This is a genomic window from Bradyrhizobium sp. CCBAU 25338 (assembly GCF_028128965.1).
Classification (GTDB): Bacteria; Pseudomonadota; Alphaproteobacteria; order Rhizobiales; family Xanthobacteraceae; genus Bradyrhizobium; species Bradyrhizobium liaoningense.
Map to the genome: position 1 here is coordinate 55489 of NZ_LFKY01000034.1, position 13373 is coordinate 68861.

The window sequence follows — 13373 nt, forward strand, 5'->3', positions numbered from 1 at the left end:
AGGGTGCAAGCGAGGCCTCTCTGAAGCCCGTAATGAACCGGGGTCAATTAGGCCCGTTGTTCAAAATCGCGAGCGTGGCCATTGGTTTATGGGCCCCGCTCGGCTAGAAGGAACAGTAAGTCCCTCGGATGCTGGCGGGGCGCCTTGGGTTTGCCGCAACATTCCCCCAAGACGTCTCGATGCCGCCCCGGCCGGGTGCTTGAACGCTCGAAGCAAGCCTCAAGGGTTCTAGGTGCGACAGATCATACCACCGCATTGGAAGCAGAGGGTCCGGAATTTCTTCCTCGACCTCGATGCGCGTATCGACTCCTCGCTGTTCTCCTCGGCCAAAGGCATCCGCGAGCTCTACGAGCGCTACTCGACCTTCATGGACCGGTTCTATGTCGGGCGCTGGAAGCGCTGGGTGTTCATCGAGCCGCTGTCGGAGGCCGCGACGCTCGGGCTCGGCGGCCTGGTCGTGATGCTCACCCTCGCCATCCCCGCCTTTCGCGAGACCGCGGACGAGGACTGGCTGAAGAAGTCCGATCTCGCGGTGAGCTTCCTCGACCGCTACGGCAATCCGATCGGCAGCCGCGGCATCAAGCACAACGATTCGATCCCGCTGGAAGACTTTCCCGATGTCCTGATCAAGGCGACGCTGGCGACCGAGGACCGCCGCTTCTACGAGCATTTCGGCATCGATATCGCCGGCACCGCGCGCGCGCTCGTCACCAACGCCCAGGCCGGCGGCGTCCGCCAGGGCGGCTCCTCGATCACCCAGCAGCTCGCCAAGAATCTGTTCCTGAGCAACGAGCGCACCATCGAGCGCAAGGTCAACGAGGCCTTCCTCGCGATCTGGCTGGAATGGCGCCTGACCAAGAACGAGATCCTCAAGCTGTATCTCGACCGCGCCTATATGGGCGGCGGCACGTTCGGCGTCGACGGCGCGGCGCATTTCTACTTCAACAAGTCGGCGCGCGACGTGACGCTGGCGGAAGCTGCGATGCTCGCCGGCCTGTTCAAGGCACCGACCAAATACGCCCCCCACATCAACCTGCCCGCCGCCCGCGCCCGCGCCAACGTCGTGCTCGACAACCTCGTCGATGCCGGCTTCATGACCGAGGGCCAGGTGTTCGGCGCCCGCCGCAACCCGGCCTTCGCCGTCGACCGCCGCGACGAGGCTTCGCCGAACTACTATCTCGACTACGCCTTCGACGAGATGCGCAAGCTGGTCGACACCTTCCCGAAATCCTATACCGAGCGCGTCTTCGTGGTACGGCTCGCGATCGACGCCAACGTGCAGAAGGCGGCCGAGGACGCGGTCGAGAACCAGTTGCGCCAGTTCGGCCGCGACTATCACGCGACGCAGGCTGCGACCGTCGTCGCCGATCTCGACGGCGGCATCCGTGCCATGGTCGGCGGCCGCGACTACGGCGCCAGCCAGTTCAACCGCGCGACCGACGCCTATCGGCAGCCCGGCTCCTCGTTCAAGCCCTACGTCTACACCACGGCGCTGCTGAACGGCTACACGCCGAACTCGATCGTGGTCGACGGCCCCGTCTGCATCGGCAATTGGTGCCCGCAGAACTATGGCCATTCCTATTCCGGCTCGGTGACGCTGACGCAGGCGATCACGCGCTCGATCAACGTCGTGCCGGTGAAGCTGTCGATCGAGATCGGCCGGCGGGATCAGCCGAAGGCGCCGAACCCGGCCAAGATCGGCCGCGCCAAGATCGTCGAGGTCGCGCGCCGCTTCGGTCTCAAGGCGCCGCTGCCCGACACGCCGTCGCTGCCGATCGGTTCGGACGAAGTCACCGTGCTCGAGCATGCCGTCGCCTACGCGACCTTCCCCAACCGCGGCAAGGCGGTGACGCCGCATGCGGTGCTCGAAGTGCGCACCGGCGCCGGCGACCTCGTCTGGCGCTGGGACCGCGACGGTCCGAAGCCGCGGCAGGCGATCCCCGCGTCCGTTGCCGCCGACATGGCCGGCATGATGAGCCACGTCGTCAGCGAAGGCACCGCACGCCGCGCCGCGCTCGACGGCATTCCGACCGCGGGCAAGACCGGCACGACCAATGCGTATCGCGACGCCTGGTTCGTCGGCTACACCGGCAACTTCACCTGCGCGGTCTGGTACGGCAACGACGACTATTCGCCGACCAACCGCATGACCGGCGGCTCGCTGCCGGCGCAGACCTGGCACGACATCATGCTCGCGGCCCATCAGGGCGTCGAGGTCCGGGAGATCCCCGGCATCGGCATGGGCCAGAAGCTGCCGCCGCAGCACGTGGCCAACGCGCAGGCCAATGCGGCGGCGAAGGTGCTGGAGACCAAGCCGGGTCCGCCGCCGGTGCTGACCAAGCGCGGTGCCGACGTCCTGGTGCGCGTCGAGAAGCTGCTCGACGATGCGGCCAGGACCGCGAATAAATCCGCGGCCGACGACAGCAAGGCGGCCAAGCCCTCCTCGGCGACGAGCGCGCTCGCCTTCCCGCAGAACTATGCGGAAGAGAACGTCAACGCCTCCGCCCCGCGCAAGAACTGATCGAAACCCGTGCGGCTGATCCTGATCACATTGACGGCGCTTCTTCTCGCAACGGTGGTCGGCGTCGGCGCGACCTGGATGACGACGACGCGCGGCACCGAGATCGGCACGCTGACCATCGGCGCCTGGACCGCGCGGCCACGCACCGGCACCGCCGACGCCGACCCCTATTCGCGCGCCACCATCGTGCGCAACGGCGAGCTGCCGATCGGCACCGGCGACGGCGTCGCCTTCACCGCCACCACCGACGACAAGAAGAAGGCGCTCGACGGCCGCTGCGACGTCGTCGTCTCCGGCGTGACGCCGCCGGCGCGGTTCTGGACGCTGACGCTGTATGATCGCAAGGGCCATCTCGTCGCCAATTCGCTTGCCCGCTACGGCTTCACCAGCCAGGAGATCGTCCGGCAGTCCGACGGCTCGTTCGAGATCCGCATCGCCTCGCGCTCCCGTGCCGGCAACTGGCTGCCAACCGGCGGCATCGAGCGCTACGCCCTGATGCTGCGCCTCTACGACACCCCGGTGGGGGTCGCAACGCGCACCCAGCGCGACGCGCCGATGCCCAGCATCACGACGGCAGGCTGCTCATGATCCGGCTCGTGTTCACCATCGTTGCCGGCGTGGTGCTGGGCCTCGTGGTCCATCTCGTCAGCGTGCTGGCGCTGCCGCGGATCGCGACGCAGGATGCCTATTCGCGGCTGACGCCGATGACGAAGGTGAACGCCGTCACTCAGCTCCCCCTCGCCGACCCCAACAATTCGCCGATGCCGTTCATGGATCCGGCCTTTGCGCTGGCGATCTGCCGCTACGATCTGTCGGGCGGACCGATCAAGCTGACGGTGCCCGTCAGCCAGGCCTACACCTCGGTGTCGTTCTACACCCGCAACGAGATCGCCTATTACGCCATCAACGACCGCTCCGCGGGCCGCAAGGTGATCGAGCTCGACCTGATGACCGAAGCGCAGCACAGCGAGCTGCCCGAGGACGAAGAGGTCACCGCGGCCGACCGGCTGATCATCGATTCCCCGAGCACGACCGGCCTGATCCTGATGAAGGCGCTCGCCCCCGAGCCCGGCCTGATGCCGCAGGCGCAAGGCTCGCTCGCCGCCGCGAGCTGCGTCCCGCAGACCGAGCCGCCGGCCAAGGCCGAAGCGCCACGCAGCCGGCGCTGAGCGCGGCCGTTTTGGCGCTGCAAAACATAAAAGCGCGAAAACAACCCCATGCACAGTAGCGAGGCCATTGAAATCATTATGCCCCTCGGTCAGCGATAACGAAGCTGCCGCGCGACGCGCGCTCCTTTGACTCGTCGGGCAAAACACCGGCATACTGGCATCATCGAAAGTTCGTCACACCCGCGCGGAGCAATCCGCCGCGGGTTTTTTCGTGCTGGAGCGCCGGCAGACCCGGCGGCCGAAACTGCGCTCTCGCGCTCGATCCAGCAAGCATGCGAAGCTGACCCGCGTCCCGTCGCATTCCTGAGACCACACAGCGGCAAGATATCACCACCGCCCGGGTGGTAGCCGAGCAACACAACGAGATGCTCGGCCTGATGCGGGCTGTGCGCGTTTGACTCGGTCTTCCGCTGTGATACCTGTGCCGCAGGGGGCAGGTGAATGACGGGGTTCGCTTACAAGCGACGGATCGGCTGGGGCGCTGCCTTTGTTGCAGCCTACGCCCTGGTTTTCAACGTCATCCTGTCGAGCATGCTGGTTGCCAGCATCTCCCCTCTCGCCGGCGCGGCGGCTCAAGAGCTCTGCATCGGCAGCGACAACGGAGATGCCGCGCGAACCGATGCGGACAAGCACGGCAAGAAGACGAGCGTACACTGCCCGCTCTGCGTGGGACACCACGTCTCCGGCGCTCTGCCGCCGCCTCAACCCACGTTGACCGATCGCATTCCGCTCACGGCAAGTGCGGTCTACTCGTTTCGGCAGCGGATCATCGCCTACGCGCGATCTTTCGACCATTTGTCGCGTGGACCACCCGCTCTGACCTGATGTTGCCCCCAGGCCGGCGCGAACATTCGCGCTCCCGGCTCTGATCGCATGCCTGCCCCAGCGGCGGGGCGTGCGCGCGGAGCTCGATCGGGCCTGGCCATCGCTCATTCCCGACATCATCGGCAGGGCCGCCAGCGCGCGCCCCGCTTCCCTCATGCGCCAGCGTGATCACTGGCCTCACATAGAAACGCTCATGTCGAACACATCAACCAGCCTGCGCCGGTCCTTCCTGGCCGCGACGACGGCACTCATCTCGCCTGCCCTGCTTTGTGCGACCTCGCTGCTTCCGCCTTTCGCCACAACGGCCTCCGCGCAATCGGCGGAGCGGCTGCCGCCCGTAACGGTCAATTCTCCGCAACAACGCAAACGAAAGCCGCGAGGCGTCGTCACGGCCGCCCCGCCCGCGGCAGCACGGAGCGGAGATATCTCTGCGGCAGATCAGAGTCCGAGTTCAGTGCCCGCATCCGCCAGCCTGCCGCCAAGGGCGGGTTTCGATCGCGGCCTGTCGTCGAGCGACTCCGCCTCTCTCGTCACTGACCTGCCGGGCGGCGCGGCATGGGGTGCCGGCGGCGTCTCGAGCCTGCCCGCCATCAACGGATTTGGGGCCGACCGGCTGCAAGTCGCCGTCAACTCGATGCTGATCAGCCCCGCCTGTCCGAACGAGATGAATCCGCCGCTGTCGTTCGTCAATCCGGCGATGATTGCGAAGATGCGGGCCTATCTCGGCGTCGGACCGGTGTCGGTCGGCGGCGACTACATCGGCAGCCGTATCGACGTCACCACTGCGCCGCCGGCTTTCGCGCCGGCACAGGCCGGCTGGGTGGCCAGCACCCAGCTTTCGAGCTTCTTCCGCAGCAACGGCAACGCCTATGGCGTCGATGCAACTGCAACCCTGGCCAACCACGACACGAGCGTCACCTACACAGGCGGCTGGGTCCGCTCGGGCAACTACAAGGCCGGCGACGGAACGACGGTCAAGTCGACGCTCTACGAGACGCAGAACCATGCCATCAGCATCTCGAAGCAGACGTTCGGCAATCTCTTTACCTTCCAGATTGGCGGTCAGTTCATTCCGTACCAGGGCTATGTCAACCAGTACATGGACATGGTCTATAACCGCGGCCTGTATGCAAACGGCCGTTACGAGGGCGTGTTCGACTGGGGCAAGTTCGAAGCCAGCGCCTTCGTGCACCAGATCCGGCACACCATGGGATTCATCGCCCCCGACAAGATCGGCGAGATGCCGATGGACACGAAAGGTCTCGACGCCGGCTATTCGATGAAGGCAACAGTAGCCGTCTCCGGTCATGACTTGCTCCGCATCGGCAACGAGCTGGCGCTCAACCGGCTCGACGACTGGTGGAATCCGGTGGCGGGATCGATGATGATGAGCCCGAACACGTTCATCAACATCAACGGCGGCACGCGCGACCGCGTCGGCGCGTTCGTCGAATGGGAACGCCATTGGGACCGGCAGTGGACCTCGATCGTCGGCCTACGCAACGACGTGGTGTGGATGAACACCGGCAACGTGCAGGGCTACAATGCGATGAGCTACGGCGCGGATGCGGCTGCCTTCAACGCGCTCGACCGTGCCCGCACCGACGTTCATGTCGACGGCTCCGCCCTCCTCCGCTACGAGCCGAACGACATGAGCCAGTACGAATTCGGCTTCGCCCGCAAGACGCGCTCGCCCAATCTCTACGAACGCTACGCCTGGTCCACCAATGCGATGGCGATGAAGATGATCGGCTGGTTCGGCGACGGCAACGGCTATGTCGGAAATCTGGACCTCAGGCCGGAGAAAGCTCACACCGTCAGCTTCACTGCGGGCTGGCACGATCCTGCGCAACGGGTCTGGGGCGTGAAGCTCACGCCCTATGCCAGCTATGTGCACGATTACATCGATGTCGATCGCTGCTCGACTGCAAGCTGCCTTGCGAGCAACCCCGCGAACCTGACGGCGAACACCGGCTTTGTGTACCTGCAGTTCGCCAATCACGACGCGACGCTCTATGGCATCAATGTCGAGGGGCGGCTGACCGTATGGGACAATCCAATCTATGGTCAGGGGCAGGTGCGCGGCCTGATCGGCTATGTTCGAGGTCAACGAACCGATGGCGTTGACCTCTATCACATGATGCCGATCAACGCGAAACTCGCGCTCGACCATCTCCTTGGCGGCTGGACCAACAGCATCGAACTGCAACTCGTCGGCTCGAAGGATCAGGTCAGCCAGGTTCACAATGAGCTCACGACACCGGCGTATGCGCTGCTCAATTTGCGTACGGGTTACCAGTGGCAGCACGTCCGGCTGGACCTCGGCATCGACAATCTGTTCAACCAGAACTACTACCTGCCATTGGGTGGCGCCGATCTGGTCGACTACAAGGTCGTCTCGATGATGGGGTCTTCGGCCGCCTACGGCTACAACGTCAGGGGACCCGGCCGCTCGTTCAACGCGCGGCTCAGCGTCAGCTTCTGACCGGACCAGATGCCACGCGACGATATATTCGAAATCGCCGCGTGGCGGACCGGGGCCGTCGATCGTCCGTTGCGCGAAGCCACCGTCCGGTCGCGGAAATCGCCAATGCGCTGTCACTGCCGCTGCCGACTGCGCCGACTGATCGGGAATCTGGAGCAACTCGGATTTCTGCAGCAGGCCCTGGGGCAAAGTGCCATGGTGGGCCATCAACCGGTCACGCTGTCGCCGGCGGTTTCCAGGGGTGGACAGCGTCTTTCCACAGACACCGCTTTCGTGAGGCGCCGATGCGCTGCGAACACCCGACGTCCAAACACGCAACACCCTGAATCCCGTCAGCTTTCCCGCCGCACGCGTCCACGCCCCCCTGTGATTGGCCCGCAACTTGCTCATGCAAGTATGACGATCGACTCAAGTCGTCATACTAATGTATGATCACTCATACGAAACATCACATCGCTTGCCGGAGACCGTCGCGCGGCCGCCGATGTGACAGCGGGGGGCTAAGTTGCGTAGAATTTCCTGGCGCCTGGTTCTGGCCGGCATCGCGTTATCAGGCGCTTCGGCCGAAGACTCAGTTCACGCCCAGACGGCACCGGCGGGATCTGCGGCCGGGCACTTGCCGCCGGTTACGGTCGCGGCGCCCGACGCGGCCCCCAGACGCGTACGGCGCGCAGAGCCTTCGGCAAGGACAAGCACCGCGCGCCGGGCGCAGCAGTCGCGGCCTTCATCGCAGCAGCAATCGAGTGCGGGCCTCTCCTCCGGCGCGACACCGGGACGGGTGGACGTGTCGAGCGCGGTGACCGCGCTGCCGGCGGCGGTGACGGTGATGGACGCACCGGCAATCAGCCGGCTGGCGGTCGCAACCTATGGCGACCTGTTCCGCTCGCTCCCCGGCTTCAATGTGTCCAACTATGGCCAGGGCGGGATCGGCTACGGGCTTTCGCTGCGAGGCTATACCGAATCCGAGCACGGCCGCGACATCGCCTATTACATCGACGGCGTTCCGCTCAACGAGGTCTCCTCGCTGCACACGCCGAACTATGCCGACCTCAACGTGCTGTTTCCGGAAACCGTCAAGAGCATCGAGATCGTGCGCGGGCCGTTTTCCGTCGAGTACGGCGACTCCAATATGGGCGGCTCGGTCAACATCACGACCAAGCAGGCCGAACCCTTTGCCAGCGTCGGCGTCTCCGGAGGCACGCAAGGCACGGCGCGGGGCGTTGCGACCTACAGCACGACGCAGGGCGCGTGGCTGCCCTATCTGGCATTCGAGGGCTATCACACCGACGGCTATCGCGATAACAGCTTCATCAACCGCTACAATTCTTTCAACAAGGTCACGACGACGCTTCCGGACGGCGCCACCGTGTCGTTCCGTGCGCAGGCCTACGGCACCGAATACGGCTCGCCCGGCTATGCCAGTCGCGACGCCATTGCCGCCGGAACGGTCTCCGAACGCTCGGCGACCAATCCGACCGACGGCGGCAACAAGCAGCTCGAAAACCTCGTCACCAGCTACAGCTCCGGCGCACAGGACCAGGAGCTGAAAGGCACCCTGTTCGTCAGCCACCAGTTCTCGAACCGGTTCGCGGATTTCGGCGGCGGCCAGCGCCTGCAGCACGAGGACCGCACGATGGTTGGCGGCCGCGTCAGCAAGGTCTGGAGCGGAGCCATCGGCGACGACATCCCCGTGCAGGTCCTGCTCGGCAGCAACTGGCGCACCGATTTCATCGAGGCGTTCCAGGCGCCGACCATCGCACGCGCAGTCTCCGGCCCGGCCGTAGTCAATGTCGGATTGACCGAGACGAACATCGCCGGCTTCGGTCAGGTCCAGGTCAAGCCGCTGCCATGGCTCAAGTTCACGGCCGGCGGGCGTTACGACCAGTTCTACTACGACATCAACGACCGCATCACGCCCGGCGGCACGCCGAACATTTCGAACGGCATTGCAAGCCCAAAGGCCGGCGTCGCCATCGCGCCACTCCAATGGCTGGAGCTGTTCGCCAATTACGGCGAGGGTTTCCGCAGCATCGACGTACCCGCGGAGCTGATCGGCAATCCCGGCATTCAGCCGTTCAGGATCGTGAGCCGCGAGGGCGGCGTCCAGTTCACCTTCGATCGCTTCAGACTGCTCGCGAGCTATTGGACGACGGACTCGGCCAACGAAGCGTTTCAGGCGGCGCCCGGTCTGCCCGTGACGTTGCTGGGTAAAGCCCAGCGCAACGGATACGACGTCGATGCCCGCTGGTCCGTGATCAAGGATCCCGTCAACAACGTCTCGCTATTCGCCAACTATGGCGGCGTCTCGGCTCGCCTCGTCGACGCCGCGCCCTCCTATTTCGTCCCGAACGTGCCGAGCTACGTCGCCAATGTCGGCGTTGACTTCAACGTCGCGACGGTCAATGCGCAAGTCCTGTCCGGTTCGGCCTATGTGACCTTCGTCGGCAAGAAGAATCTGACGCAGGACGGGCTCATCACGACCTCACCCTACTCCCGCGTGACCGGCAAGCTCGCGTATTCCTGGCCCGAGGGGTGGACCGCGTTCACGCAGGCGACCTGGTATCCCGGTGATCGCCTCAGCGAAATCGCCATCAATTTCGGCGATCCCGTCGGCGCAAGAACCTCCGACATCTTCGTCAGCGCGCAGCCGACAATCGCCGTGCTTGCGGGCGTTTCGTATCGTTTCCCGACCGTGATGGCCGGGACAACTCCAAAGCTGGTGACCAAATGAGCCATACCTTCCCTCGTCTCGCCCACACGCTGCTCGCGACCGGACTCGTTCTCGGGTCGATAGCCTCCGCTTCGGCGCATGATGTCTGGCTCACATTCTCGGGGCCGGTCACCGCACGCCGCGCCATCGTCAACTACGGTCATCCGGACGACCGGCCGCCGGCTTTCGCGGACAAGGTCGTGGACCTCTTCATGGTGACGCCGAAGGGCCGCAGCTCGCTGCTCGACGGACTTGCGGGCGCATCGGACAACGGCATCCAGATCGCGCGAACAAAACCGTTCGACGATGCCGGGCATACGCTGCTCGCGGCGCGCTACGACAACGGATTCTGGGTCAAGACGGCAGACGGCCTCTATCGCAACGCCACCCGGCGGCTGGTGCCTGACGCCACCGAGAGCTTCTGGTCCGGTAAGTTCGCAAAGGCGATCACAGGGGCTGACGCGCCGTGGCAGGAGGTGCTCGGACACGACCTCGAACTCGTGCCGCTCACCGATCCAGCCAAGGCGAGGCCAGGTGAGACGCTCAAGGTCAAGGTGCTGTTTCGCGGCAAGCCTCTCACCGAGGCGGAGGTCGAACGTGGCGACGGCAAGACGGTCGTTGCGGAGAAGGACATTCCAAAATTCAGGACGGACGCCGAAGGCGTGGCGACCGTTCCCATCGCCAAGCCCGGTCCCCATCTGCTGGTGATCGATCATCGCGCGGCGCCGTCCGTCACGCCGGATCAGGCGACGGCCGACCTCTACAATGCGACGCTGTGGTTCAACGTGGCGGCCAAGCAGCGCTAAAGCGCGATGAGATCAGGACGAATCGTCATCGCGCCTTAGGTTGTTGTTTGAGCATGATCTTTTCGGAAAACCGCTGCGCACTTTTCCGGATCATGCTTTAGCGCGGTCCCTTGAGTGCGTGCCCTGCCCGCGCTCAATGGCCTCTGCAACCGCGGTCCTCGTCCTCGACCCGATCGTGACTGTTGACGATCCTCGGAAGCGCGGCGTTGTCGCTCTCGCGCGGAACGGCCGCGCCCATTCTCCGGAGCCGATCTCGCATCAGTGCACGATGGCAGCAGCTGTCACGCGACAGTAGGACGCAACTTCAAATCGCCTGCGCTGTTGAAGCCGCACGTCTCGATGGCTATCGATTCAAAAAATCGTCTCGATCGGAGGAACGCATGAACACCATCACCGGCGGCTGTCACTGCGGCGCCATCCGTTATGAGGTCCAGGGCGATGCGATCGTGCATGCGCTGTGCCACTGCCGCGATTGCAGACTTCACGCCGGCGCACCGGTCGTCGGCTGGACGATGTACGCGGAGGATGCCGTCAAGGTGACCAAGGGCGAGCCGAAGGTGTACCGCTCCTCGGAACATGGCCGGAGGCACTTCTGCGGCGACTGCGGCACCGGTCTGTTCTATGTCAATGCCAGCATGCTGCCCGGGATGATCGACATCCAGAGCGCGACCTATGACGATCCCGAGGCCGTGCCGGCGACGATGCAGATCCAGGTCGCCGAACGTCTTCGCTGGATGGAACATGCGCACGAACTGCCGGCGTTCGACCGCTATCCTCCACAGCCGTAGCGGCGGAAGATGACACCGGTTCTTTTGGCATCATCCAGGGATTGGCAACGCTCCGCTCGTGCGCCAGCTCATTGATGGTGGCGATGGCGCTGCGCCGCGCCGCCGGACGTGTACCCGCGCAGCTCGGCGTATCTTGCCAATTGCGCCTGATCGAGAACCGCCGCGGTGCGCAGGTGATATTTGAGATGGGCTTGCCGCAGCTCTCCCTGCGTCTTCGCGATCGCCGCGGTGGCGGATCCCAGACTCTCGTCGGTGATCGTGCGGCTGGCGAACTGCCGATCCAGATCCGCCTCCCTCTCGATCAATCTGCTGCCGATGGGAGTGGTCTCGGCCTTCATCTCGGAGAACATCGCCTCGACCTTCCTCCGCTGCTCCGCGTTCAATCCCAATTGGTCCGCGAGTTCGAGCACGTGGGAGGGCCCGGGATATCCATTGAGCTCGGCCGCGAGTGCGAGCCCCATGCCGCGCCCCGCCCGCAGATCGCCGATCTGCTGGTCCGAGAGCGCCTTGATGTGGCGGGACTGCATGCCGGCGTACGGTGTCTGCGCCCAAGCGGCAGCCGGCGCGAGCAAGGCGATGATCAAAACGACGATCTTCATGACTTTCCACCCATGTTGCAGGACGTCAACCAATCATGACTCGGCGATGGCGCAAACGGCAACATCGTCCGTGATCTACGCGCGACCTTCGGCAGGTGGCGATCTCGGTTTCCATGGCCGGAGGCTGGGAGCGCTCCCTGATCAAGGGGCTCTCAACCGATCACCTGCGAGCCGATAAAGCGCATGAATGGCCTTTGACCATCGGCACCGAACAGCACGACCGTGTAAGGCTCCGGCTTGCCGCCTTCCATCCCGGGCGATCCGACCGGCATGCCCGGCACGGCGAGCCCTTTCGCAATGGGGCGCTCCGAGAGGAGGCGCCGCACGGCTGCGGCCGGCACATGTCCCTCGATGAGATAACCTGCGACCTCCGCCGTGTGACACGCGGCCAGGTCCGAGGGGATGCCGAGACGATTCCGAACCGCGTCGAGATCGGCGGTCTCCTCCACCTGGACGACAAATCCTGCGTCCCGGAGATGCTGCACCCAGCCCGCGCAACAGCCGCAGCTCGGATCCCTATGCACCGTGACGGTCGTTTCTCCGGCCTGCGCCGCAACGGCAGGCCTGGCCAGGACTGCCGCCGCTGCGGCCGCCATCAGCCCTGCAAGCGACCGACGGGTGATCACATGTTCGCGTTCCCTCATCTTCGGATTCCTTTCTTCATCGTGGATTTCAAGGCCGGAGCGTCGCAGGCATCAACGGGGGCTCGCCTGGCCCTCGTACATAAACGTCATGGGCTTCAGCCCGTTCATGTAGCCGGTGCGCATCTCGTCGATGCGAAAGCCGTTCCGGGTCAAGACGTCAGAAATGTCCCGGTTGAGATGACAACCGCCCGAGATGCGCATCCACGCGGGAGTCAGGCGATCCTGCCACCAGCGCACGTTCGGTTCGGGCGCGCGGCCATGCTCGACGAAGACCAGCTTCCCTCCCGGTTTCAGCACACGCCGCGCCTCCGTCATCGCGCGATCGACGTCCGGAATGCTGCACATGGTCCAGGTCGTCAGGACCGTGTCGATGCTGCGGTCCTCGATCGGAATCGCCTCGGCCGAAGCTACAACGAGATCGACTGGAGTTTCCGGATGTGGCGCGTGTCGCGCCATCTCGAGAAGCTTTGGAGCGGGTTCGAGCCCCACAAGCTGCGTCACCGTAGCCCCGTAGAATGGCAGGTTGCGGCCGGACCCGACGCCGATCTCGAGTACCCGGCCCTGAGCCGCACGGGTCGCGCGTTGCCGGTAGGGCGCAAGTTCCTTGCTCCGCATCGCAAGGTCGCAAAGCCGTGGCAGAATGACGTCGTTGTAGAAGCCCATGCGCGCATCTCCTGGCATCGCCGCTCGACGGTCCTGCTGATCTCTTCAGGTGCGGCAAAGATCACCACCGCACGTTCGCCTCTCATGCCAGCGCCGTCCCCAATATTAGCGCGACGACCAATGCGGTGATCAATTCCATCGCCCCACCATTCCTGACAGCCGT

Annotated in this window: 11 protein-coding genes; 8 read left to right on the forward strand and 3 right to left on the reverse strand. The window is 64.8% G+C overall.

All coding sequences use genetic code 11. The features are described 5' to 3' along the window. Positions 1-232: 232 nt before the first annotated feature. The 8 genes from ACM42_RS14260 to ACM42_RS14295 all read left to right on the forward strand — a co-directional run bounded on the left by ACM42_RS14260 (position 233) and on the right by ACM42_RS14295 (position 11304). Positions 233-2521: a transglycosylase domain-containing protein gene (locus ACM42_RS14260; RefSeq protein ID WP_271528513.1), complete on the forward strand. Its 2289-nt coding sequence runs from the start codon at positions 233-235 to the stop codon at positions 2519-2521. 9 nt (positions 2522-2530) lie between these two features. After that, positions 2531-3109 carry a DUF1214 domain-containing protein gene (locus tag ACM42_RS14265; RefSeq protein ID WP_028177842.1) on the forward strand — a complete coding sequence of 193 codons (579 nt, stop codon included), beginning with the start codon at positions 2531-2533 and terminating at the stop codon, positions 3107-3109. Then, complete coding sequence (locus ACM42_RS14270; RefSeq protein WP_271528514.1) at positions 3106-3690, forward strand: DUF1254 domain-containing protein; 585 nt, start codon at positions 3106-3108, stop codon at positions 3688-3690. The genes ACM42_RS14265 and ACM42_RS14270 overlap by 4 nt, the downstream gene beginning before the upstream one ends. 441 nt (positions 3691-4131) lie before the next feature. Beyond that, the gene (locus ACM42_RS14275; RefSeq protein WP_271528515.1) at positions 4132-4515 is read left to right on the forward strand and encodes a DUF2946 family protein; all 384 of its coding nucleotides are present in this window, start codon (positions 4132-4134) and stop codon (positions 4513-4515) included. A gap of 454 nt (positions 4516-4969) precedes the next feature. Then, positions 4970-7000: a TonB-dependent receptor gene (locus ACM42_RS14280; RefSeq protein ID WP_442868928.1), complete on the forward strand. Its 2031-nt coding sequence runs from the start codon at positions 4970-4972 to the stop codon at positions 6998-7000. 784 nt (positions 7001-7784) lie between these two features. Beyond that, the gene (locus ACM42_RS14285) at positions 7785-9731 is read left to right on the forward strand and encodes a TonB-dependent receptor (protein ID WP_271528517.1); all 1947 of its coding nucleotides are present in this window, start codon (positions 7785-7787) and stop codon (positions 9729-9731) included. Beyond that, entirely contained in the window at positions 9728-10516 is a 789-nt protein-coding gene (locus ACM42_RS14290; RefSeq protein ID WP_271528518.1) for a DUF4198 domain-containing protein, read from the forward strand. Before ACM42_RS14285 ends, ACM42_RS14290 begins: the two co-directional genes overlap by 4 nt. 380 nt (positions 10517-10896) lie before the next feature. Next, the gene (locus ACM42_RS14295) at positions 10897-11304 is read left to right on the forward strand and encodes a GFA family protein (protein ID WP_271528519.1); all 408 of its coding nucleotides are present in this window, start codon (positions 10897-10899) and stop codon (positions 11302-11304) included. Between the two features lie 68 nt (positions 11305-11372). Here ACM42_RS14295 and ACM42_RS14300 read toward each other — a convergent pair whose 3' ends face one another. The 3 genes from ACM42_RS14300 to ACM42_RS14310 all read right to left on the reverse strand — a co-directional run bounded on the left by ACM42_RS14300 (position 11373) and on the right by ACM42_RS14310 (position 13210). Beyond that, on the reverse strand, positions 11373-11903 hold the full coding sequence (locus ACM42_RS14300; RefSeq protein WP_271528520.1) for a Spy/CpxP family protein refolding chaperone: 531 nt from the start codon (positions 11901-11903) through the stop codon (positions 11373-11375). A 152-nt stretch (positions 11904-12055) separates the two neighbouring features. Beyond that, on the reverse strand, positions 12056-12547 hold the full coding sequence (locus ACM42_RS14305) for a DUF411 domain-containing protein (RefSeq protein WP_271528521.1): 492 nt from the start codon (positions 12545-12547) through the stop codon (positions 12056-12058). Between the two features lie 51 nt (positions 12548-12598). Continuing rightward, positions 12599-13210, reverse strand: coding sequence for a class I SAM-dependent methyltransferase (locus ACM42_RS14310; protein ID WP_271528522.1), 612 nt, complete (start codon positions 13208-13210; stop codon positions 12599-12601). Between the last annotated feature and the right edge of the window lie 163 nt (positions 13211-13373).